At 66.2% G+C, this 20,288-nt stretch carries 26 protein-coding genes; 13 read left to right on the top strand and 13 right to left on the bottom strand.

Annotation, left to right across the window (positions count from 1 at the left end; all coding sequences use genetic code 11):
* Nucleotide 1 precedes the first annotated feature (1 nt).
* From ABD743_RS10610 to ABD743_RS10590, 5 genes are all read left to right on the top strand, one after another.
* Nucleotides 2-1,078 carry an enolase C-terminal domain-like protein gene (locus ABD743_RS10610; RefSeq protein WP_344721223.1) on the top strand — a complete coding sequence of 359 codons (1,077 nt, stop codon included), beginning with the start codon at nucleotides 2-4 and terminating at the stop codon, nucleotides 1,076-1,078.
* 24 nt (nucleotides 1,079-1,102) lie between these two features.
* On the top strand, nucleotides 1,103-1,987 hold the full coding sequence (locus ABD743_RS10605) for an alpha/beta fold hydrolase (RefSeq protein WP_344721221.1): 885 nt from the start codon (nucleotides 1,103-1,105) through the stop codon (nucleotides 1,985-1,987).
* A gap of 19 nt (nucleotides 1,988-2,006) precedes the next feature.
* Nucleotides 2,007-2,750 (top strand): SDR family oxidoreductase, encoded by a 744-nt coding sequence (locus tag ABD743_RS10600; RefSeq protein ID WP_344721219.1) that lies wholly within the window; start codon nucleotides 2,007-2,009, stop codon nucleotides 2,748-2,750.
* Nucleotides 2,751-2,823: 73 nt separating this feature from the next.
* Nucleotides 2,824-3,264, top strand: a complete 441-nt coding sequence (locus ABD743_RS10595; RefSeq protein WP_344721217.1) for an SRPBCC family protein — start codon at nucleotides 2,824-2,826, stop codon at nucleotides 3,262-3,264.
* A gap of 164 nt (nucleotides 3,265-3,428) precedes the next feature.
* A complete protein-coding gene (locus ABD743_RS10590) occupies nucleotides 3,429-4,202 on the top strand; it encodes an N-acyl homoserine lactonase family protein (protein ID WP_344721215.1) in 774 nt (257 codons plus the stop codon).
* 189 nt (nucleotides 4,203-4,391) lie between these two features.
* On the opposite strand, the gene ABD743_RS10585 is transcribed toward ABD743_RS10590, so the two are convergent.
* On the bottom strand, nucleotides 4,392-4,850 hold the full coding sequence (locus tag ABD743_RS10585; protein ID WP_344721214.1) for a dihydrofolate reductase: 459 nt from the start codon (nucleotides 4,848-4,850) through the stop codon (nucleotides 4,392-4,394).
* Nucleotides 4,847-5,644, bottom strand: a complete 798-nt coding sequence (locus ABD743_RS10580; RefSeq protein ID WP_344721212.1) for a thymidylate synthase — start codon at nucleotides 5,642-5,644, stop codon at nucleotides 4,847-4,849. The genes ABD743_RS10585 and ABD743_RS10580 overlap by 4 nt, the downstream gene beginning before the upstream one ends.
* 349 nt (nucleotides 5,645-5,993) lie before the next feature.
* On the opposite strand from ABD743_RS10580, the gene ABD743_RS10575 reads away from it, so the two are divergent.
* The 4 genes from ABD743_RS10575 to ABD743_RS10560 all read left to right on the top strand — a co-directional run bounded on the left by ABD743_RS10575 (nucleotide 5,994) and on the right by ABD743_RS10560 (nucleotide 9,862).
* Complete coding sequence (locus ABD743_RS10575; protein WP_344721210.1) at nucleotides 5,994-7,361, top strand: MFS transporter; 1,368 nt, start codon at nucleotides 5,994-5,996, stop codon at nucleotides 7,359-7,361.
* Nucleotides 7,358-8,137 carry an SDR family NAD(P)-dependent oxidoreductase gene (locus ABD743_RS10570; RefSeq protein WP_344721208.1) on the top strand — a complete coding sequence of 260 codons (780 nt, stop codon included), beginning with the start codon at nucleotides 7,358-7,360 and terminating at the stop codon, nucleotides 8,135-8,137. Before ABD743_RS10575 ends, ABD743_RS10570 begins: the two co-directional genes overlap by 4 nt.
* Nucleotides 8,138-8,150: 13 nt before the next feature.
* Nucleotides 8,151-8,882, top strand: a complete 732-nt coding sequence (locus ABD743_RS10565; protein ID WP_344721206.1) for an SDR family NAD(P)-dependent oxidoreductase — start codon at nucleotides 8,151-8,153, stop codon at nucleotides 8,880-8,882.
* Nucleotides 8,883-8,983: 101 nt separating this feature from the next.
* The gene (locus ABD743_RS10560) at nucleotides 8,984-9,862 is read left to right on the top strand and encodes a polysaccharide deacetylase family protein (RefSeq protein WP_344721204.1); all 879 of its coding nucleotides are present in this window, start codon (nucleotides 8,984-8,986) and stop codon (nucleotides 9,860-9,862) included.
* A 25-nt stretch (nucleotides 9,863-9,887) separates the two neighbouring features.
* On the opposite strand, the gene ABD743_RS10555 is transcribed toward ABD743_RS10560, so the two are convergent.
* The 5 genes from ABD743_RS10555 to ABD743_RS10535 all read right to left on the bottom strand — a co-directional run bounded on the left by ABD743_RS10555 (nucleotide 9,888) and on the right by ABD743_RS10535 (nucleotide 14,002).
* Nucleotides 9,888-11,111, bottom strand: coding sequence for a glycosyltransferase (locus ABD743_RS10555; protein WP_344721202.1), 1,224 nt, complete (start codon nucleotides 11,109-11,111; stop codon nucleotides 9,888-9,890).
* A gap of 105 nt (nucleotides 11,112-11,216) precedes the next feature.
* Complete coding sequence (locus ABD743_RS10550; protein ID WP_344721200.1) at nucleotides 11,217-12,158, bottom strand: CPBP family glutamic-type intramembrane protease; 942 nt, start codon at nucleotides 12,156-12,158, stop codon at nucleotides 11,217-11,219.
* A 112-nt stretch (nucleotides 12,159-12,270) separates the two neighbouring features.
* A complete protein-coding gene (locus ABD743_RS10545) occupies nucleotides 12,271-12,903 on the bottom strand; it encodes an SDR family NAD(P)-dependent oxidoreductase (RefSeq protein ID WP_344721198.1) in 633 nt (210 codons plus the stop codon).
* Nucleotides 12,903-13,328 (bottom strand): cupin domain-containing protein, encoded by a 426-nt coding sequence (locus ABD743_RS10540; RefSeq protein ID WP_344721196.1) that lies wholly within the window; start codon nucleotides 13,326-13,328, stop codon nucleotides 12,903-12,905. The genes ABD743_RS10545 and ABD743_RS10540 overlap by 1 nt, the downstream gene beginning before the upstream one ends.
* Before the next feature lie 44 nt (nucleotides 13,329-13,372).
* Nucleotides 13,373-14,002, bottom strand: coding sequence for a VOC family protein (locus ABD743_RS10535; RefSeq protein ID WP_344721194.1), 630 nt, complete (start codon nucleotides 14,000-14,002; stop codon nucleotides 13,373-13,375).
* Between the two features lie 7 nt (nucleotides 14,003-14,009).
* On the opposite strand from ABD743_RS10535, the gene ABD743_RS10530 reads away from it, so the two are divergent.
* Nucleotides 14,010-14,318 carry a hypothetical protein gene (locus tag ABD743_RS10530; RefSeq protein WP_344721192.1) on the top strand — a complete coding sequence of 103 codons (309 nt, stop codon included), beginning with the start codon at nucleotides 14,010-14,012 and terminating at the stop codon, nucleotides 14,316-14,318.
* On the opposite strand, the gene ABD743_RS10525 is transcribed toward ABD743_RS10530, so the two are convergent.
* Genes ABD743_RS10525 through ABD743_RS10500 form a run of 6 tightly spaced genes read right to left on the bottom strand, consistent with a single transcriptional unit; the run spans nucleotide 14,299 to nucleotide 17,694 of the window.
* Nucleotides 14,299-14,565: a hypothetical protein gene (locus ABD743_RS10525; protein ID WP_344721190.1), complete on the bottom strand. Its 267-nt coding sequence runs from the start codon at nucleotides 14,563-14,565 to the stop codon at nucleotides 14,299-14,301. The two genes, ABD743_RS10530 and ABD743_RS10525, sit on opposite strands and share 20 nt — an antisense overlap.
* A 59-nt stretch (nucleotides 14,566-14,624) precedes the next feature.
* Nucleotides 14,625-14,816, bottom strand: a complete 192-nt coding sequence (locus ABD743_RS10520) for a ferredoxin (protein WP_344721188.1) — start codon at nucleotides 14,814-14,816, stop codon at nucleotides 14,625-14,627.
* A gap of 3 nt (nucleotides 14,817-14,819) precedes the next feature.
* Nucleotides 14,820-15,071: a hypothetical protein gene (locus ABD743_RS10515; protein WP_344721186.1), complete on the bottom strand. Its 252-nt coding sequence runs from the start codon at nucleotides 15,069-15,071 to the stop codon at nucleotides 14,820-14,822.
* A gap of 25 nt (nucleotides 15,072-15,096) precedes the next feature.
* Complete coding sequence (locus tag ABD743_RS10510; RefSeq protein WP_344721184.1) at nucleotides 15,097-15,606, bottom strand: aromatic-ring-hydroxylating dioxygenase subunit beta; 510 nt, start codon at nucleotides 15,604-15,606, stop codon at nucleotides 15,097-15,099.
* Between the two features lies 1 nt (nucleotide 15,607).
* A complete protein-coding gene (locus tag ABD743_RS10505) occupies nucleotides 15,608-16,891 on the bottom strand; it encodes an aromatic ring-hydroxylating dioxygenase subunit alpha (RefSeq protein ID WP_344721182.1) in 1,284 nt (427 codons plus the stop codon).
* Nucleotides 16,888-17,694, bottom strand: a complete 807-nt coding sequence (locus ABD743_RS10500) for an alpha/beta fold hydrolase (RefSeq protein ID WP_344721180.1) — start codon at nucleotides 17,692-17,694, stop codon at nucleotides 16,888-16,890. Before ABD743_RS10500 ends, ABD743_RS10505 begins: the two co-directional genes overlap by 4 nt.
* 502 nt (nucleotides 17,695-18,196) lie before the next feature.
* On the opposite strand from ABD743_RS10500, the gene ABD743_RS10495 reads away from it, so the two are divergent.
* The 3 genes from ABD743_RS10495 (at nucleotide 18,197) to ABD743_RS10485 (ending at nucleotide 20,231) form a co-directional block, all read left to right on the top strand.
* Nucleotides 18,197-18,910, top strand: a complete 714-nt coding sequence (locus ABD743_RS10495) for a GntR family transcriptional regulator (RefSeq protein ID WP_344721178.1) — start codon at nucleotides 18,197-18,199, stop codon at nucleotides 18,908-18,910.
* Nucleotides 18,911-19,015: 105 nt separating this feature from the next.
* Complete coding sequence (locus ABD743_RS10490) at nucleotides 19,016-19,732, top strand: SDR family oxidoreductase (protein ID WP_344721176.1); 717 nt, start codon at nucleotides 19,016-19,018, stop codon at nucleotides 19,730-19,732.
* Between the two features lie 70 nt (nucleotides 19,733-19,802).
* Complete coding sequence (locus ABD743_RS10485; protein ID WP_344721175.1) at nucleotides 19,803-20,231, top strand: helix-turn-helix transcriptional regulator; 429 nt, start codon at nucleotides 19,803-19,805, stop codon at nucleotides 20,229-20,231.
* The last annotated feature ends 57 nt before the right edge of the window (nucleotides 20,232-20,288 follow it).

The following is a 20,288-nucleotide window of genomic DNA, read 5'->3' as shown; positions in this document are numbered from 1 at the left end:
CATGGATTTCCCCGAGATAACAGGCTTCCGGGTACGCCCGGTGGTCGTACCTCTCCGGCGGCCATTGCGCACAGCCTCCGGCACAATCCCGGCCAGCCCTCTGCTGTTGATCGAGATAGACACCGAAGGTCCAGTCACAGGACACTCCTACGTGTTCGCATATACCGAGACCGCCCTACCGCCGCTGGTTACTATCGCGGGCCGGCTCGCACGCGACCTGATCGGACAGTCCGCTTCGCCGGAAATGTGCCTCGAGAGACTCCGTAGCCGTTTCCGCCTGCTCGGCTTGCAGGGCCTGCTGGGCATGGCGGTTTCCGGGGTCGAGATGGCGTTGTGGGATGCGCTGGGCAAAAGATCCGGAGCCGGAGTCGTCAGCCTTCTCGGCGGAGAGCCGGTCGCCGTCCCGGCTTACGACAGTTTCGGCATGGTAGATCCCGCAACGGACGGAGAAGAATTGCGCCGTTCCGTCGAAGCCGGATTCCGTGGAGTAAAGATCAAGCTCGGCTATCCCGACGTCGAAGAAGATCTAAAAGTTGTTCGCTGGGTCCGGAAAGTCGTCGGCGCGAACACGGAACTGATGGTGGACTACAACCAGTCGCTCCGCGAGCAGGAGGCAGAGATACGCATCGAGCGGCTTCGTGAGTTCGACGTCGCATGGGTAGAAGAACCCGTCGCCGCCGAAGACCTTACCGGCCACGCCCGAGTTCGCCGGTCTGCCGGCGGCAGGTTGCAATCCGGAGAGAACTGGTGGTTTCCGAGCGGGTTCCAGACCGCATTGCACATGATAGCGAGCGATTTCGCGATGCTCGACGTGGTGAAGATCGGCGGTTTCACTGGCTGGATGGAGGCTGCGAGACTGGCCCAGGCTGCCTCCATTCCCGTGAGCAGCCACATGTTCATCGAGGCCAGTGCCCACGCGCTGGCCGTGACGCCCACGCGGCACTGGCTCGAATATCTGGATGTCGCCGGACCGATTCTGCGGAGCGCGCCCCGCCCTGTTGACGGAAACATCACGGCCGAAGGTCCCGGAATCGGAATGACCTGGGACTACGACGCTGCAAACAAGTTTGCGGCCTGACGAACCTGAAGGAGTTGCGCTGCCATGGCGGACATGTACCCCGAGGTCGCACACCATACCGTTCGACTGAACGGAATAAAGCAACACTACGTCATTACGGGCGATGGCCCACCAGTTTACCTCCTTCATGGCTTCCCGGAGACCTGGTTCGGCTGGCGAAAGCAGATACCGGCGCTGGCCCAGCACTATACGGTTGTTGCGCCCGACTTGCGAGGATACGGATTGTCGGACAAACCGGCGATCGGTTACGACAAGCGGACCATGGCGAACGACGTGGTCGCACTCATGGACCACCTCGGCCACCAGACCATCGCGTTGGTGGGGCACGACAGGGGCGCTCGCGTCTCTACTCGATTCGCGAAGGACCACCGTGACCGGGTGGACCGGCTGGCAATCCTTGACAACGTGCCGACCCGAGTGCTCGCAAGCACTTTCGATCTGGAGCGCGCCAAGGCGGGGTACTGGATTTTCCCGTTCATGGGGGTACTCGACCTCCCCGAGAAGCTGATCGGTGGCGGTAATGAGGAAGCATTCTTGACTCATCTCTTCCGCACCTGGTCATACAACCCGCAGATGTTGAGCGCCGACGAGGTCGAGGTGTATGTCAAAAACTATCAGCAACCCGGGACGCTGCGCGGATCGTTTGCTGATTATCGAGCGATGGCAGAGGACACGGCACAGGACATCGAAGACGCGGACGTCTTGATCGACTGTCCGGTCCTCACCATGTGGGGCGCTGAGTCCGACGTCGTCGGTAAAGCATATGACGTCGCGCAGGTGTGGCGCGGCATGGCGAAGGATGTGACAGCCATCCCGATTCCGGAATGTGGCCACCTCTGCCAGGAGGAGCGCCCCGATTTCGTCAACGCCGAGTTGCTCAAGTTCTTAGCGGGCTGGAACGGATCCTGACGTAGAGAAGAGAAGATACATGGTATCGATCAATGGATCGACCGTCCTCGTCACCGGCGGGCAACGCGGCCTGGGCAAAGCGTTCGTCGAGGCGGCGCTCGATCTGGGCGCGGTCAAGGTGTACGCAACCGCCCGCAGGCCGCGGCCCAGCGCAGACCCGCGGGTCGTACCGCTCCCCCTCGAAGTCACCGACCCGTCCTCGGTGACCGCACTCGCCGACCAGGCCCGCGATGTCTCCATCGTCATCAACAACGCCGGCGTGACACTGCGCAAGCCACTCATCAGCACGGCGATCGACGACATCAGGAATCATTTCGAGACCAACTTCTTCGGCGTGCTTCGCGTCACCCAGGCTCTCGCACCCACCCTCGCAGCCAACGGTGGCGGAGCACTGATCAACGTCCACTCCGTGTTGTCCTGGGCCGCCGGAGCGGGTGCGTACGGTGCGGGCAAGGCCGCGCTGTGGTCGGCGACGAACTCTTTTCGTGTCGACCTGGCTGCCCAAGGAACCCAGGTCGTCGGCGTCCACCTGGGGTACACCGCGACGGACCTGACCGCCGACCTCGACGTCGTGAAGAGCGATCCTCACGACGTGGCCCGCGAAGCACTGCTGGCGGTCGAGAACGGACAGACCGAGGTGCTGTCCGACGACGTGAGCCGACAGTTCAAAGCGGCACTCTCCGGCCCGGTCGAGGGACTCGAGTTCGCCCTCGTCGACGGCTACCTGGTGGCCAGACACCCGCAGACCAGCACAACCGTCTGAACAACCGGTCGTGGCCGGGTCGCCACGCCGTTCCCGGGTCCTCCGCGTCTCGTCTGACACGTTAGGAGATCACGTGCCCCGCCTTTACGTCAGCGGTATCGTGCCCGCCCCGGTCGAGGAGGTCTGGGCAAAGATCCGCGACTTCAACGAAATGCCCAGCTGGCACTCCAACGTCGAGAAGAGCTCCCTCGACACCGGGGTGTCCGGCGCCGAGGTGGGCGCCGTCCGCCGTCTCGTCCTGGCCGACGGGAGAGAGGCGCTCGAGCGGCTCGTCGCGCTCGACGACGGCGACCACACGTTTACCTACAAGTTGATAGGGAGCCCGTTCCCGGGGCTGCGGCGCTACGTCGCGACCTTGCGCCTCGCCCCAGTCACGGGTTCGAACCAAACCTTCCTCGAGTGGTGGTCAGAATACGACGCGGACGCGAACGACGAGACGAGTCTCGCGCAGACTTTCACTGGTGCCGTGTATGAGAGTGGGATCAAGGCATTGCAGGAGTACTTCACGGGCTGATGCGGCAGAGCCGCTCCCGGCATCGGCCGCTGGGCGCTGCGCAGGGGTAAAAGGGATAGTCCACAGGGCTTCGCGGGCTCAAGTAGTCAGTCTCAATCGTTCTGAGCGAAAGGGATGTCAGATCAATGTCGGGAATAAAGTTCTCCCTGCTGGATCTTGGTCGGATGGCCGTCGATGACGGATACTTCATTCGAGGGTGTAATGCTGCTGCGACGTCGAATCCGCATCCTCAATATGATCGCCGCAATGTTGCAATATTAGCGGCGGTGGTCGAACATCCCAAAGTTGGGCCGATTCTTTTCGACGCCGGATGTCGACAGAATGCCAGGGAAGAATGGCCCGAGCGCGCTTGGGACCTCTTTCCGATGACGCGATACGAGGAGGAGCATCACCTCGACCGCGCGCTCGAAGCTGCGGGCTACGGCGTCGACGAGATCAAGGCCGTTGTCATCAGTCATCTGCACCTGGACCATGCCGGAGGGCTTGAACATTTTCGAGGTACAAACGTTCCGATCTATGCTCACGAATTAGAGATCAAGGAACACTACTATGCCGTTGCAACCAAAGAGGCCGGAGCATACTTGCCAATCGACCTCAACTGGGAGCTGAACTGGCAACCCATCCACCGGGAGGAGACGGAGCTGCTCGACGGTGTCACTCTTCGGAATATGCCCGGGCACAGTCCCGGTTTGCTCACCATGCAGCTCGAGACTCGGAACTCCGGACACTTCGTGCTGACTTCTGATCATTACCACGTGCGAGACTTGTTCGAGCAGGACGGCCTGGTGCAGGGGTGGTTCGGCAATGACTTGTACGGGTGGTCCCGTTCTCATCGATGGATGAAGCAACTGCAGAAACGTTACGACGCAACGATGGTCTACGGCCATGACGTCTCCGTGTTCGAGCATCTGAAGGCTCAGGGTGGGCAGTTCGACTAGATATCGAGCCGCACCGCGGCGGCCCGGCGACCGGGCCGCCGCGGCGTGGAAGGGGTGTCAATTCCCGTTCTGTGCTATCGGGTGGCCGATGGAGGGCGAGCTGACCGGTGGACCGGTGGCCCACGTGTTCGGCTTGCACGCGCCGTCCCCCAGCGCGGGTGCGCTGCGAGTCCAGCCCGGTCGCTGACCTCAGTCCCAGGTCAGGAACCGGTAGTGCAGCCCGGTCGACGACTCCTGCCATGCTCCGACGGAGTCCGGCGAGCGGCCCACGTCCGGCGCGTGCGTGTCACCTTCGAAGATCTCTCGGATCTCGGTGACCACGATCCGGTCCGCGAACGGCAGCGCCGCCTGATACACCGCCGCGCCGCCGATCACCCACGCATCCCCGGACACCGCAGCGAGTGCCTGCTGCGGGTCGGGGAACGTCTCCACGCCCTCCTGCGGCGTGCGCGACAGCACAAGATTGCGCCTGCCCGGCAGCGGCCGGAACCGCGGCGGCAGCGACTCCCATGTACGGCGGCCCATGAGCACAGCCGCGCCGGCGGTCAGGGAGCGGAAGTTCTTCAGGTCCTCCGGGAGGTGCCATGGCAGCGTGCCGTCGCGGCCGATGACGCCGTTCACCGACTGTGCCCAGACGAGCCCGATCACACCGCCACCGGTGCCTTGATGCCGGGGTGAGGGTCGTACCCGTCGAGCGCGATGTGGTCGTAGGTGTAGTCGAACAGGCTGTCGGCCGGCTTCAGGCTCAGCGTGGGGAACGGCCGCGCCTGGCGTGCGAGCTGCGTGCGGACCTGGTCCTCGTGGTTGTCGTAGATGTGACAGTCGCCTCCGGTCCAGACGAAGTCACCGAGGCCGAGGCCCACCTGCTCGGCGACCATGTGCGTCAGCAGCGCGTAGCTCGCGACGTTGAACGGCACGCCGAGGAAGAGGTCCGCGCTGCGCTGGTACAGCTGGCAGGAGAGCTCGCCGTCGGCGACGTAGAACTGGAAGAACGCGTGGCACGGCGGCAGCGCCATCTGCGGGATGTCGGCGACGTTCCACGCGGACACGATGATCCGCCGAGAGTCGGGGTTGTCGCGCAGCGTGCGCAGCACCTCGCTGATCTGGTCGATGTGCCCGCCGTCCGGAGTCGGCCACGACCGCCACTGCACGCCGTAGACCGGGCCGAGATCACCGTCCGGCGCCGCCCACTCGTCCCAGATCGTGACGCCGTTCTCCCGCAGCCACGTCACGTTCGCGTCGCCGCGCAGGAACCACAGCAGCTCATACGCGATCGAGCGGAAGTGGACCTTCTTCGTCGTGATCAGCGGGAAGCCGCCGGACAGCCGGTAGCGCAACTGGTGACCGAAGACCGACCGCGTACCTGTGCCGGTGCGGTCCTCCTTGCGGGCGCCCGTGTCGAGCACGCGGCGGAGCAGGTCTTCGTACTGCGTGTCCGGCATGCCCGAGAGCCTAGGTAGCTGGTCCACCGGACTCGACACCTCCTTTGGCCGCGGCACTCCCCGTCCCGTTGACGACGATGCGGTCGCCCATGCACGAGATCGGTCGACGGGAGCCGGGCAGCGAGCCCCGGCTCCTGCGCCGGTGACGGCCCGCGATGGATCCGTTTCACACCGACGCGACGCACGAGGGGTGTGTCACACGCTCGCAGCATGTCTGGACGCGCCAGGTTAATTTGCGAGTGACCCCCGCAGAGCCACCCCTTCGGGATACCGAGCGTTGCACAAACGTTTGAGTGGCTTCACAAACGTTTGTGGCCGCCCCGCCGCCAGCGGATTGCAAAGGAGCGACATGGCAAGCACCTCAGGGGACTTCGGCATGCCGCCGGGCGCGTCGGTGCAGCCGTGGAGGCGCCCGGTCACCACGAAGACGATCACCTACGTCAGCGTCATCACATTCCTCGCCTGGGTGATGTCGGTATACGACTACACACTCTTCGGAACGCTCCTGCCCGTGCTGGCCAAGGAATTCGGCTGGTCCACGAGTGGGGCGACCGCTGTGAACACTTTCGCGACCATCGGTGTGTTTGTCGTTTCTCTGGTCGTCGGCCCGATTCTCGACAAGGTCGGCCGGAAGAAGGCGCTGGTCGTCCTGATGACCGGCGGCGCACTCGCCTCCGGACTCACCGGGCTCGTCGCCGGGGCGGTCAGCGTCGTGATCATCCGGTCCTTCACCGGGCTGTCGCTGTCCGAGGAGGTGGTCAACTCCGTCTACCTGAACGAGATGCTGAGGAAGGTCAGGAACCGGGGCTTCCTCTACAGCCTCGTTCAGTCCGGTTGGCCCGTGGGCGCGCTGCTGTCCGCGGGCATCACGGCGCTGCTCCTGCCGCTCGTCGGGTGGCGCTGGTCGTTCGTCGTCGCCGCCGTCCTGGCGGTCCCGATGATCCTGCTCGCGCTGCGGCTGCCCGAGTCGCCCACCTTCCAGGCGATGAAGGAGGTGAAGCGGTTACGGGAGACCGGTGACGAGGCGAGTGCCCGTGCCCTCGCCGAGGAGTACGACGTGCCCCAACTCCTGCAGGACACGACGCAAGGCGGTCTGCGCCAGGTCTTCGCTCCCGACCTGCGACGCCACACGATCAGCCTGGCGCTCGCATGGCTGACGAACTGGATGGGCATCCAGGTCTTCTCCGTGCTGGGCACCACTGTGCTCGTGGGCGCGAAGCAGGTCTCCTTCGAGAACGCGCTCATCGTGCTCGTCCTGTCCAACATCGCAGGGTTCGCCGGGTACCTCTTCCACGGGTGGGTCGGCGACCGGATCGGACGAAAGCTCACCATCGCACTCGGATGGACCGTGGGCGGTGTCATCAGCATCCTGATGCTGGTGCTTCCGACCGGCACCGGACTGACGATCACCCTGTACGCCCTCACGCTCTTCTTCCTCAACGGTCCGTACGCCGCGATGCTCTTCTACATGGGAGAGTCGTTCCCGGCGCACGTCCGTGGAACAGGGGCGAACGTGGCGCACGTGATGGCCCCGCTCGGCGGTATCGCCGGATCGGCCCTGCTCAGCATCCTGCTGGCGGACGGAATGTCCATGACCGTCGCCGCCCTCTCGGCCGGCTCGGTCTTCATGCTGATCTCCGGCGTGCTGATGATCGGCACCAAGACCACGAACCGCCGCGGCGATCGGGTCAGGGAACAGGTGGAGGCTGCTGCATGAACAGGGATGACGGGCTCGAGGGCAAGGTCGCCGTGATCTCGGGAGGCGCCAGCGGCATCGGCCGGGCCCTCGCGGTCGCCTACGCGCGGGCAGGCGCGCACACCGTCGTCGGGTTCTTTCCCGGAGACCCCCACGACGTCGGTGAGACGGTAGCCGCTGTGGAGCGGGAGAACGGGCGCTGCGAGGCGGTCGAGCTCGACGTCCGGTCGTTCGAGCAGACCGAGCGGATCGCCCAGGCCGCACTGGACACGTTCGGCCGGCTCGACATCGCCGTTGCCGCCGCAGGCATCCTGCGCCGTCAGCCCATCGCGGACATGACCGACTCGGCATGGGACGACATGCTGACCGTGGACCTGAGCGGCGTGATGCGGGTGTTCCGGTCCTGCGCAGCGAGGATGAACAGCGCCGGCGCCATGGTGGCGACCTCGTCCATCGCCGGCGGCGTCTACGGCTGGGAGGACCACAGCCACTACGCGGCGGCCAAGGCCGGCGTCCTCGGGCTCTGCCGCTCTCTCGCCGTCGAACTGGCACCACGGGGCATCCGGGTCAATGCGGTGATCCCTGGCCTCATCGAGAGCCCTCAGTCGCTCGACAGCGTGAACTCTCTCGGACCGGAAGGGTTGCGAGAGGCGGGAAAGATCATTCCTGCCGGCCGTGTGGGCACAGTGGACGAGGCAGCGCGCGCGATCCGGTTCCTCACGTCCGACGATGCCGCGTATGTCACCGGGCAGAGCCTGATCGTCGACGGCGGCCTCACCGTCCGCTGGCCGAGCTGAGGAGGTCCTCGAGTTGAGCAAGCTGAACGGCCAGGTGGCCGTCGTCACCGGGGCGTCGAGCGGGATCGGCGCGGCGATAGCGAGATCCTTCGCGAAGGAAGGGGCGACGCTGGCGCTGCTGGACATCGCACCGATCCCCACCGACCTCGCATCCGTGGACGCGGTGAGCACCCACACCGTGGACGTCACCGACTCCGACTCGGTGAAGGACGCGATGGCAGCCGTCGTCGATCGGCACGGCCGGTTGGACATCCTGGTTTGCGCGGCCGGCATTCTCGACGAGGTGCCGTTCCTGGAGCTGACGCCCGAGCGGTTCGACAAGACGCTCGCGGTCGACCTCAGAGGCGTGTTCCTGGCCGCGCGCTGGGCCGCTCCGTACATGGCTGAGGCAGGCAGGGGCCGCATCATCAACATCGCGTCCCAGCTGGGCATCAAGGGGGGCACCAACCTGGCGCACTACGTCGCCGCCAAGGCCGGCGTCATCGGTCTCACGAAGGCGCTCGCGCTGGAGCTCGCACCGCGCGGCGTCCTCGTCAACGCGATCGCCCCCGGGCCGATCGAGACCCCGCTCATCGACGGCCTGTCTCCCGAGTGGAAGGAGAACAAGGCCGCCGAGCTGCCGCTGGGCCGGTTCGGCAGACCCGAGGAGGTGGCGCCGACGGCGCTGTTGCTCGCGAGCTCTCCCGATGGCGATCTCTATGTCGGCCAGACGCTCGGGCCCAACAGCGGGGACGTGATGCCGTGAAGACCGGCACATTCCCATCGTGCACGGGGGGTTGAACGGCGGGAACGGTGGTCGGTACATCTGACGCGAAACTGTTCATCAATCCGTGAGGAAGATGCGCTGTGGCCAAGGAAATTTTCGTTGCGTTCGGAATCGATGTCGATGCCGTCGGTGGATGGCTGGGGTCCTACGGGGGCGAGGACTCGCCGGATGATATTTCGCGGGGGATGTTCGCCGGGGAGGTCGCCGTGCCCCGGCTGAACGACCTGCTCAAGGAGTACGACCTGCCGGCCACCTGGTTCTGGCCCGGCCACTCGATCGAGACGTTCCCTGAGCAGTTCGATCAGGTGGTCGCCTCCGGCCACGAGATCGGTGCGCACGGCTACAGCCACGAGAATCCGATCGCCATGACCCGCGCTCAGGAGTCGGACATCCTCGACTACTGCATCGAGTTGATCGAGAAGCGCGCCGGAAAGCGACCGACCGGCTATGTGGCCCCGTGGTGGGAGTTCTCCCCCGTCACCAACGAGCTGCTGCTCGAGCGCGGCATCAAGTACGACCACTCGTTGATGCACCGTGATTTCGAGCCCTACTACGTGCGCGTCGGCGACTCGTGGACGAAGATCGACTACTCCAAGAACGCCCGGGAGTGGATGAAGCCGCTCGTCCGGGGAACGGAGACCGACCTCGTCGAGATCCCCGCGAGCTGGTATCTGGACGACCTGCCGCCGATGATGTTCGTCAAGGCGAGCCCCAACAGCCACGGATTCGTGAGCCCGCGCCACGTCGAAGATCTGTGGCGAGACCAGTTCGACTGGGTGTACCGCAAGTTGGACTACGCGGTGTTCACGATGACGGTCCACCCGGACGTCTCGGGTCGGCCGCAGGTGCTGCTGATGCTCGAGCGCCTCATCAAACACATCAACACGCACGAAGGCGTCCGCTGGTCGACCTTCGACGCCATTGCGGAGGACTTCAAGCAGCGCAGGCCGCGGAAGTGATCCTCTGCCCGTCGGTGCGCGAGGCTCAGCGCCGCTGTCCTTCGAGTTGGGCGATGAGCGCGAGCACGACCGCGGGGCCGTCATCGGCACGGACCACGCGAGCCAGTTCGGTGGCGCGGTCGCGATAGGTCGATCGGTCGAGGCAGGCGCGCAGGGCGTCGGTCAGGGTGTCGGCGGTCAGCTCGTGCAGTGGCAGTGGGTGCGGCGCTACGCCGAGGCGGTGCAGCCTGGCCGCCCAGAAGGGCTGGTCCAGCAGCACCGGCACCGGGACCGCTGGTACTCCCGCGCGCAGCCCCGCCCCGGTGGTGCCTGCTCCGGCGTGGTGGACCACGGCAGCCATCCGGGGGAACAACCAGTCGTGTGGCATGTCCCCGACAAGCAGGATGTCGTCACCGACGGGTCCGAGCTCGGCCCAGCCGGACTGGACCACGGCGCGCACACCGGCACGTTTGACGGCGGCCGCGACGACGTCGTGGAGTCGCTCGTGGTTCGGGGTCATGCTGCCGAACCCGACGAACACCGGAGGGGGACCGGCCCGGAGAAAGTCGACCAGCAGCTCCGGGGGCTGCCATCGCGGCGATGTGGCCGGCCACCAGTATCCGGTCACGTGCGCTGTAGCGGGCCAGTCGGCGGGTCGGGCGACCACTGCCGGACTGAAGCCGTGGCAGATCGGCCAGTCATCCGGTGGGCTCGGCGCCTCCGCGGTGGCGGCAGGGAGATCGAGCCGGGCGCGCAGGCGCCGCAGGACGTCGGCGTAGAGGGAGCCGGTCCGGGCGAGCAGCTCACGGCCCGCGGCGATGTTGTCGGCGGGCGAGGGCTGCCCGGTGACGGGCCAACCGGGTGGCGGGAACTCCCTGGTGGGGACCCCTGGCGCGAGATAGACGCCGAGGCTCGGGATGCCGAAGGCTTCGGCGACGAGCCGGCTCAGCGGGGCCGGGCCGAAAGCGGTGAGCAGGACGTCGGTGCCGGTGGCGACGGCGGCTGTCACACCCTCGCCCAGCTCGTCGAGGAACGCGGCGAAGACCGATTGCGCGGCCTCCGGGGAGGGGGCGGCCGTGCGTGCGCGTACGAGCTCGAGCGGATCGCCGGGAAGGGCCCGATACTCCAGCCCGCACTCGCGCACGAGATCGGCGAATCGGTCGTGCGCGGCCAGCGCTACCTGGTGGCCTGCCTGCTGCAGCCGCCGGCCCAGGCCCGTGAACGGCGCGACATCACCTCGCGAACCCGCTGTCACGATCAGAACCCGCATCACGTCTCTCCGGTCGTACCGCTGCGCTTCTCGATAGCGGCCCCTACCCATTGATCGAGCGCGCCCGCGGAGTGCGAAGCCGGCCGATCAATCTAGTACTGCGCCCTAGCCGGCAGGCTGCAGCGGGCCGCCGGTCCTTGCCCGCCACACGATCGCCACCGCGCCCGCGACGGCCAGAGCAACGGCCGTCTGCACTATCGCTCCGACGTCCCCGTGGGCCGGCAGGAGCGCATCCGACGCGTTCCAGGCGGCGTGCACCAGCACCGCGGCCCAGACCCCGCCGCGCAGGTGCTCGGTCACGAACAGGATCGTGTAGCAGAGCGGGAACAGGCCGGCGAAGAACAGTGCGCCCTGCAGCGAGAACAGACCCTTGGCCTGCTGTCCCGTGCCGATCAGGAAGAACAGCGGCACGTGCCACAGCCCCCACACGATCGCCATGACGACCGCCGTGCGCACCCGCCCGTACCGCAGGCGCAGCCGCGGCTGCACGAACCCACGCCACCCGAACTCCTCCGCGAGCGGGCCCGACACGAGCGTGTACGCGAGCACCCCGAGCGGACTGCCGACACCGGCCGCGACGGACGCGACATGCAGCGGGATGGCGCCGAGGTCGTCGAGGCCCAGCACCACCGCCGCGACCACCGGCGGTGCGGCGCCGAGGACGATCGCGACGACCGGCCACACCCAACTCAGCCGGGTGCCCGACCGCCGCGGGCCACCGCGGCGCTCCCGCCGCATCAGCAGCCACATCGTCAGCGCGGCCAGCGACGGGCCGGCCGCGGCGAGGCCGAACACCAGCGCCGCAAGGCCCTCGTCGACGTCGGCCCCGAGCGCGCCCAGCACCGACCACGGCACCCACGAGAGCAGCAGGCACAGGGCGCCGAACTGCACGAGGCGGCGGACCGGCAGCGGCGGCGGACCGGCCCGCCTGGTCGGTAGCGGTGTCGATGTCGGGTGCCGTTCGAGGTGGCGGATCGGCAGAGTCGGCGATTCAGCCTGCCCGGTCGGTCGCGGTGTCGGCGCCGGACGCCGTTCCCGAATGTTCATGCCGCGCAGCGTGATCGATTCCCGGAGTACAGGAACTGGAGCAAGCCCCCGTCACCTGCCGATGTTTTCCCCACCCACGCCGGCGCGGCCGGGCCGGCGTCGCGCCGGAGTACTAGGGCCCGGTGGGGTGGTGGTTGACCGGCCCCCACAGCAGTTGACCTGCGTCCACCGTGATCACCGAGCCGGTGACCGCCGAGCCGTCGCTGTCGGAGGCCAACATCGCGTAGATCCCGCAGACGTCAGCCGGCTCGGGCGCGACCCCGGTCGGCAGCCGGCGGGCGACCTGGTCCGGCTCCTTGGAGATCGATCCGGTGAAGACGATCGAGCCACGATTTCGGATCAGCTCGTGGATCGCAGCGTGGACCATGAGAAGCGCGCCCTTGACGTTGACCGCGAAGACCTCTTCGTAGGCCCGGTCGAGTTGGTCGGTCGTCAGGTCGGTCAGCGCGACGTACTGGTCGTGCACACCGGCGTTGGACACCACCACGTCGAGCCGGCCGAAGCGGTCGACGGCCACCTCGACCGCCCGCCGGCAGTCACCGGGATCAGTCACGTCGCCCCGAACAGCGACCGCGCGGTCACCGAGCGGCTCGACGACCCGCTCGAGCCGCTCTCCGTCGCGCTCCACCGCGACCACCCGGGCGCCTTCGCCGACGAACCTGTGGACCACGCCGGCGCCGATCCGCGATCCGGCTCCGGTGACCAGGGCTACGCGGTCTCCCAGACGCGCAGATCCGGACATCATCAGCCGGCCTCGGGCACCAGACGCCGGCGTTGTCCCGAGTTGAGAGTCTCTCCCGCTCGGTGAACGGCATATGGGTCGTCGACGTAGTAGGCCTCGTTGATCGGCCAGCCCATCGCGGCGATGATGTGCAGAGGTTCGTCGCCGATGCTCTCGAACCCGTGCACCGCCGTGCTCGGCACGATCACCGTGTTGCCCGGTCCGAGCTCGACCGTCTCGCCGTCAACGGTGAACCGACCGCGCCCGCCGATGATGGTGATGTTCTCCTCGAAATAGTGCCAATGCAGAGGAGCCTTGTTTCCGGGTTCGAGGATCTGCTCGGCAACCCTGATCTGCCTCGCCCCGTTGGCCGCCGTCGCCCAGGCACGCGAACGGACGCCGGGACGCCACTCGTCCCATTCCGGTTTCTCGTGATCGGTCACGATCATCGTCGACCCCTTCTCCGGACTGAGCGTCCGACCCCTGCCAACTCTCACGATCCGCGCGTGAACGATTCCGGCCGCGGCGCCCCCCAGGCGCTGAACGCGTTGAACTCCCCTGCCTTGTGAACGACAGGATCGCGGCGTTCACCGATGATCCGCGGCATCTCCGCGGACAACTCGTAACGATTTCCTCCGGGGGTCCAGAAGTATGAATAGAGATTTCGTCCGACGCCGTGGCGACCCGGACCGGTCTCCACGGCATGAGCCGAGCTCGCGAGGATGTCGGCGGCGCGCTTCTGATGCTCCATGTCGTCCACGGTCCACGCCAGATGATGCAGCGAGGCGCCCGGCTGGCAGCGGATCAATCCGATGTCGTGGTGCACAGTCCCGACGCGTGTCCACGCCGCTTGCCACTCCTCGTCGGCGCTCACGAGGAAGTCGGAGATCGCGAAGCCCAAGCCCTCCGACAGCACGTGCGCCGTGGCGCGCGCATCGGCCCCGTTGCTTGAAGGCGATGGTGATGTGGTCGATGTCCGCCGGAGCGATGCCTCGACGCCGAGAGTCGGCGACGGAACCCGGGTTGCGATGGAGCGGTCGGTCCGGGCGAGGAACCAGCACCACCTCCTGCCGGGTGGGCAGCCGGCACACCAGGCTCGTGGGCTGGTCCGGCGCAGCGTCACTGCGGCGATGGGCGGCCACGTCGATCGCCGCGAGCCGCGATTCGATCTGCGCGAGTTCGTCCTCGGAGTCGACACCGAGAGCGAAGGACCGCACCCCTGTCCCACCTTCGGTCAGGACGAGCTGCGAATGCGGATCCCCGATGGCGCAGCTGAGATAGGCCTTTCCGTTGTCGCGAGCGACCTCGGTCAACCCCACGACCTCGACGTCGAACCCGAGGGCCTCATCCAGATCTGTCACGGACAGCTCGGCCCAGATCAGTTTCTGCAGGCTCATGCTCGCTCTCTTCTCACGACGACTACGGAAATTCGGCGCTGAACGCGAGATCCGGCTCCGGCCCGAACGGGGTCTCCAGCGCGTCCAGATAGGGGCCGATCGGCAGTCGGCTCAGTTTCTCGACGCTCGTCGGCGACAAGGTGCGGGTCCATCCCGTGCGGATCGAGGAGATCCGCAGGTGATCACCGTGCGGCCCGGGCACGACCTCGAGCCGCACACGCGCGAACTCATTGCCGATCAGCACCACCTCGGACGAGGGTTCCGTGTCCTCGTGATCCGTCGATCTCATGACGTCCTCCCTGGTTGTGACTCCGGCGAGTCCTCCACCCACGACGACACGCAACGGCCTCAGTCCTCCACGCGGATGGCGTGGGCCGGGCAACTCGACTCGGACCGGCGCACATCGTCGGCGAGTTCGGCGGGGATGTCCGCCACGCGCACGTACGCCTGCCCCGTGCTGTCGTCTATGTCGAAGACATCGGCTTCCAGCACACAGTTGCCGTAGCCCTGACACCGGTCCAGGTCGATATGTGCTCTCACCGCTCACTCCTCCTCACGTCGAATGGTGGCGTGTCCGTTTTTCGCGAACCGCTCCGTGCCTGTGTTCTCGGCCGTGTCCGTCGGCGGCTCGCCCAGTTGCTCACCGGGCAGCCAGGTCAGGACTTCGAGCATGACCGCATCGACGTGCCGGGTCTCGCCCGTCAACGCCGAGGTGATCTCGAGCCGTTGACCGTTGGCCGAGATGTCGCTGTCGAGATGCACGATCACCGCGCCGGTCTCGTCTCGCAATTCCATAAGCCCTCCCCGTGGCACGAGAACGTCACAGGAAAACATTCAAGTTCTCAGCGGAAAGACGGACCTTGTCGAGCACCACCGTTCGGTCGGCGATCTTCAACTGTTCGTCGACATCGACGAATCGGTCGATACGTTCCCCGTAGAACACGTTCTCCTGACTCTCGTGGCAGGTGCGGAAGACGAGGATGTTGCTGATGGCCACGACCACGGAGTCGGCGCTGTCGATGTCGAGCAGTTGCACGAAGTAGCGCAGCCGAGACGGTGGGACCTCGGTCCAGGCCCGGGAGCTCGCGAGCTTCTTCGCCCGCAGCTCCATGGTCGTCCGGTCATCGTCGTAGTAGGCGAGCTCCCCGTCGAGGGCGACCATGTCCGCGCGTGCATCGGTGCTTCTCACGATCGGGGCTCGATACCGGAACTTCGGCGCGAAGAACGACAGCCATTCGAGGTAGTCCGCTTCCTGCAGCAGTCGGATCTCGCGACGGTAGATACGCTCGACCGTCGGCCAGAGCTCGTCGACATCAGGCGATTTCGTCATGTCACCGCTCCATCAGCTGACGCCAACGTCGATAGAAGGACCGTTGGTTCGCCTCGGTGAGGAAGGCCTCGCCCATCACGCCCGGCAAAGCGACCCCGGTTCGGTCCTTCACCGGTACCTCGTGGCCCCGCCCCATCGTGTAGTCGAACGAATGACGCTGAGCGATCACCCCACGAGTGGCCTCGCTGATCGAGGTCCAGATCTCACCGTCGTCCTGCTCGAACATCCCACTAGGGCCGAACGACAGGATGTACTGGCGCATGGCCGCGTTCTTCAGTTCCGCGGACAGCGCGCTGTCCACCAGGCACCAGGAGTTGACGTCGACCCGGCGCGGGCCACCCGGTTGCCACACGCGCAGCGTCGTGAACCGCATGCTGTCCAAGAAAGAGAGGTTCGGAAAGATCGTGCCGACACCCACCGGAACGAACTCCGCCAGTCCGGGGTCCTTCTGCACGATCCGCGCCTGCATCTTCCGGACGTACTCGGTGTACTCCGTGACCGCAGCCGTGCCCTGCAGAGCACCCCCCTTCTCCCGCGTGAAACCGTGGCCCTCGTCGACGTGGATGGTGTGCCCGTACTCGGTCACGCGATTGCGCAGTCCCACCTCGACACCCGAGGCATGGGTCGACGGCAAGTGGTACTCATCGCCCGAGAAGTTCTCCGCCGGGATCTTCCAGTTCGTCTCGATGGTCCACTTGTGAACCCCTCCGATCACCTCGAAGCCGGCTTCCGACCGACCCAGCAGGAGATCCAGGTACGGCATGAAGTCGCCCAGATACTCTGCGAGCGTCGGCGCCTGCGGATCCCAGGTGGCGAAGATCAAGCCGTGCACCGTGTCGAGCTGGGCGACCTCGACGAGTCTGATCGAGGCACGATCGAGCTCACCCAGATAGGCCGTCTTGAGGCGGGGCAGACCGATCAGATTGCCGTCGAGGTCATAGGTCCAACCGTGGTACGGACACCGCAAGGCCTGCGAGTTGCCGTGATCGGCGCGACAGACCTTCGCGCCGCGATGGCGGCAGCTGTTGAGGAAGGCGCGGATCCGTCCTGCGGAGCTCCGCGCAACGACGACCTCGTCCTCGCCCATCCGAGCGGAGATGTAGTCCCCGGGATTGCGCAGCTGGCTTTCATGGCCAAGGAAGAGCCAACACTTCGCGAAGATCTTCTCCAGCTCCGCCCGATACACACCTTCGTCATGGAAAGCGCTGATCCCGACCTCGGCGCCACCGTCGCGGACGAGAGATTCGGGCGCAATCCGTTGCTGCACCTCCGGCGTGCTTGTCATGCCTTACCTCCTTCATGACCGTCGAACACATGCCAATGTCGTTGGAGCGCCGCGTCGACCGCGGCGGGTTTGTCCTGGTTCAGCAGGTGGCCCCCGCCCGGCACGAGCACGAGCTCGGCCCCGGATATGCCCTCCGCCAACACGCGACTCTCGACCGGTCCGGTGATGAGATCGCGATCGCCGCACAGCACGATCGTCGGCGCGCGGACCGCCCCGAGTTGAGGACGGTGATCGGTGTCGGCCATGGTGTGGATCGCCGCCGCCAAACCGGCAAGCCGGACCGATGCAGCCGCGGTTTCGACGATGCGGCGCCGCAACTCCGGTGGCGCCTCGGGCGAGACCTGCCGGTCGACCCGAGCCTGCGCCCACGCGCGGACCCCATCGCGCCGAAGTGAGTCGATCCGCTCGACGAACTCCTCATGTAGTGCCTCGTTGTTCCGACGGCCGTACGTCGAGGCAACCAGTGCGAGCGTACGAACGCGCTGGGGGTGACGCAGGGCCAACCGCGTCGCGACGACACCACCCCACGAGACCCCGACCACATGTGCGTCGTGTCGCCCATGTGCGTCGAGCAAGGCCGCCGCCGCGTCCGCGTAGTCGTCGAGTGGCGCGGGGATCGGAGGATCGCTGGATCTTCCGTAACCGAAGGCGTCCCATGCGATCAGTTGGAACGTGGCGCTGAGGGCGTCGAACTGAGCCCAGAACGATGCGCTGGCGGTTCCCACGCCGTGGAGCAGCAGGACTGCTGGTCCGTGACCGCCGGTGCGGGCGGCGATCTGAGTGGCGCCTCGAATGCTGTGCACCGTGAGCCCCGGTAGGGGAGTCGACATAACCACCATCACGACCTCTGGCGACTCGGCTCGATCACGATCCGGACCTGTTTCCCTAAGAGGAAATCTAGTATACCACTGTGGTGTTTCATGCTACTTGTCATCAATATCCCGATTTTCACCGGTTCAATCGCGTGGAATATGTCCAATATCCCCATGTCCGGACTCCGCGACGGCGAGACATGAAACGCCCTCCCGAGAAAACATCGAATGACCTCAGTTGACCCCGCCCGGCCCCGGTGAAACCGGCGTTTCCTGCTCAGCGAGGAGACATTTCCTGCTCACAGTGCAATCGGTTCGGCGCCATCCCGGACCGGCGTCGGAATGTCCGTTCGAACGTCCGGAGGTCGAGGAGCCCGACAGCAGCCGCGACAGGGCGTCGTCCCGATCCACGCGAACACGGCGCAAGGTGCAGTTGGTTAGTATGCTGATCTAGTGTCTCATCTAGCTCCACGCAGGTACGCGGGTATCTCACATGTATGACGACAGCCAGGACGGCGAGACCTCTCTCGGGCGCCAGGCCTACCAAGCGCTACGGCGAGCGCTGCGCGACCGCGCGATCACCCCGAGGCGCTTCTACTCGGAAACCGAGTTCGCGGAGCTCCTCGGCGTGTCACGGACGCCCGTCCGGGAGGCGCTCAAGGCACTGGAGCGCGATGGAGTCGTGATCGCAGCCCGCCGGCGCGGGTACCGGATCCGCGAGTTCACCGACGCGGAGATCGACGAGATCGTCGCCCTACGCGAGCAGCTCGAAGTGCTGGTGGTGCGCACACTCGCGACCAACCACACTCCAGCTGATCTCGCTCCACTCGCCGACACCCTTCGGCGCCAGGACGAGGACACCGCCGGTAAGCACATGTTCGCCCTCGATGAGGAGTTCCATCTGTCGGCAGCGGAGCTTGCCGGACTCCATCGCACCCGGACGATGCTGGAGGGTCTGCGCAGCGTCACCGCCGCAGCCACGGCCGGCGTCGTTATTCCGTACGAAGCAACGGCGCAGAGGATCGCCGAGCACCACCAGATCTTCACCGCGATCTCCGAGGGCGATCCCGACAAGGCCGCACAGTTGATGTGCGCACACATCCGCGCCTCGGATCAAAGGTTCCGCCAGGCAATCCGGGAAGCCGCCGCTGCCGGCCCGATGATCAAACCGCTCAGCCGGGACAGGCCCTCCTCAGCCCTGGGGTGACCGGGCCACCCTCCCACGACCTCACCGCTGACGGACGGACCGCCGTGTTCCGTGACGACGGCCACGACTTGGCCGACTAGTACAGCCGAAAAGTATACTAGTCAGGTGGACTTAGGGATTGCCGATCGCGTCGCTGTCGTCACCGCCGCCTCGCGAGGACTCGGCAGGGCCACGGCCGTTGCGCTGGCTGCCGAGGGAGTGCGCCTTGTCGTGAACGCGCGTTCGGCCGAGCAACTGGAGCGGCTGCGCGACGACGTCGAGGTAGAGGTTGAGATCGTGGCCGGGGACGTGAACGACGACCGTCTTCCGAGCCTGCTCGTGAACCGTGCACTCGACCGATTCGGCCGCCTCGACATCGTCGTGGCGAACAACGCCGGCCCCAAGCCGGGCGGAGCGTTCGACCTCACCGACCAGCAGATTCTCGACGCGATGACGGCCAACGCACTCTCTGCCATCCGGCTGGTGCGTGCCGCTCGACCGATCCTCGTCCAGCAGCAGTGGGGACGCGTGTGCCTGATCGCCTCGGGCTCGGCTCGCCAGCCGATGGAAAACCTCGCTTTGTCCAACACCGCCCGCCCGGCGCTGTGGGGATGGGCCAAGACCGCGGCGAACGAACTCGTGGCATCGGGGGTGACGCTCAATCTCGTCTGCCCGGGTGCGCATGCGACCGACCGCGCGGTGGAGCTCGGCGCCCAGGATCGATCATATATCGGCGATCCGGCAGATTTCGGGAGAATCGTAGCTTTTCTTTGCTCTCAGCACACTTCCTTCATGACCGGCACGGCCAACGTGATCGACGGAGGACGTATTCAAGGCCTGTGAAGCGGGGATTCAGGGCCGGCCCGTGACACACCCTGACCGCCGGCGACGAAAGGAAGGAACATTGCTCGCGATGGTGCTGCGGGACGTCACACCCAGCTCGGTGCCGAGCGGGGACGGCCCTGATGACGTGCTGCTCGAGATGATGCGGATGCATGCCCGCGAACACCTGGCCGACCCGCACCTGCGCGTCGAGGAGCTTGCACGGCGCCACCACGTATCGGTCCGCTACGCCTACAGCCTGTTCGCGCGGATCGGCACCACGCCCGGCGCATACCTCCGCGAACAGCGGCTACTCGCGGCACAGACGATGTTGTCCGACCCGAGATGCGCCCGGCTCGGGATGCCGGAGATCGCTGCTGCGACGGGGTTCCGTAACCTCAGGACGTTCGAACGGGCGTTCCGGCGGCAGTACGGAATGACACCTGGCAGCTGGCGCTGTGAGCACTGCCACCCCGGATCAACTGCCGCAACCCTGAAGCAGGAAATGCCTGCACGCTGAGCAGAAAATGCCGTCCACGCTGAGGGTCCGATGCAGTCAACTGAGTTGACTCGACGG

Origin of the sequence: Pseudonocardia yunnanensis (assembly GCF_039534065.1) — a bacterium.
GTDB lineage: Bacteria > Actinomycetota > Actinomycetes > Mycobacteriales > Pseudonocardiaceae > Pseudonocardia > Pseudonocardia yunnanensis.
This window is presented reverse-complemented; position numbering and strand designations above follow the sequence as displayed.

What these genes read in the sequence shown, in the direction of transcription:
- ABD743_RS10570 (WP_344721208.1), top strand. Translation starts at nt 7,358, where the DNA reads ATGAACAGGGATGACGGGCTCGAGGGCAAGGTCGCCGTGATCTCGGGA.
- ABD743_RS10525 (WP_344721190.1), bottom strand. Translation starts at nt 14,565, where the DNA reads ATGAGATCGACGGATCACGAGGACACGGAACCCTCGTCCGAGGTGGTG.
- ABD743_RS10545 (WP_344721198.1), bottom strand. Translation starts at nt 12,903, where the DNA reads ATGATGTCCGGATCTGCGCGTCTGGGAGACCGCGTAGCCCTGGTCACC.
- ABD743_RS10590 (WP_344721215.1), top strand. Translation starts at nt 3,429, where the DNA reads ATGGCCGTCGATGACGGATACTTCATTCGAGGGTGTAATGCTGCTGCG.
- ABD743_RS10485 (WP_344721175.1), top strand. Translation starts at nt 19,803, where the DNA reads ATGGTGCTGCGGGACGTCACACCCAGCTCGGTGCCGAGCGGGGACGGC.
- ABD743_RS10605 (WP_344721221.1), top strand. Translation starts at nt 1,103, where the DNA reads ATGGCGGACATGTACCCCGAGGTCGCACACCATACCGTTCGACTGAAC.
- ABD743_RS10530 (WP_344721192.1), top strand. Translation starts at nt 14,010, where the DNA reads ATGGGCGGCCACGTCGATCGCCGCGAGCCGCGATTCGATCTGCGCGAG.
- ABD743_RS10610 (WP_344721223.1), top strand. Translation starts at nt 2, where the DNA reads ATGGATTTCCCCGAGATAACAGGCTTCCGGGTACGCCCGGTGGTCGTA.
- ABD743_RS10495 (WP_344721178.1), top strand. Translation starts at nt 18,197, where the DNA reads ATGTATGACGACAGCCAGGACGGCGAGACCTCTCTCGGGCGCCAGGCC.
- ABD743_RS10600 (WP_344721219.1), top strand. Translation starts at nt 2,007, where the DNA reads ATGGTATCGATCAATGGATCGACCGTCCTCGTCACCGGCGGGCAACGC.
- ABD743_RS10515 (WP_344721186.1), bottom strand. Translation starts at nt 15,071, where the DNA reads ATGGAATTGCGAGACGAGACCGGCGCGGTGATCGTGCATCTCGACAGC.
- ABD743_RS10505 (WP_344721182.1), bottom strand. Translation starts at nt 16,891, where the DNA reads ATGACAAGCACGCCGGAGGTGCAGCAACGGATTGCGCCCGAATCTCTC.
- ABD743_RS10540 (WP_344721196.1), bottom strand. Translation starts at nt 13,328, where the DNA reads ATGATCGTGACCGATCACGAGAAACCGGAATGGGACGAGTGGCGTCCC.
- ABD743_RS10555 (WP_344721202.1), bottom strand. Translation starts at nt 11,111, where the DNA reads ATGCGGGTTCTGATCGTGACAGCGGGTTCGCGAGGTGATGTCGCGCCG.
- ABD743_RS10510 (WP_344721184.1), bottom strand. Translation starts at nt 15,606, where the DNA reads ATGACGAAATCGCCTGATGTCGACGAGCTCTGGCCGACGGTCGAGCGT.
- ABD743_RS10550 (WP_344721200.1), bottom strand. Translation starts at nt 12,158, where the DNA reads ATGAACATTCGGGAACGGCGTCCGGCGCCGACACCGCGACCGACCGGG.
- ABD743_RS10580 (WP_344721212.1), bottom strand. Translation starts at nt 5,644, where the DNA reads ATGCCGGACACGCAGTACGAAGACCTGCTCCGCCGCGTGCTCGACACG.
- ABD743_RS10575 (WP_344721210.1), top strand. Translation starts at nt 5,994, where the DNA reads ATGGCAAGCACCTCAGGGGACTTCGGCATGCCGCCGGGCGCGTCGGTG.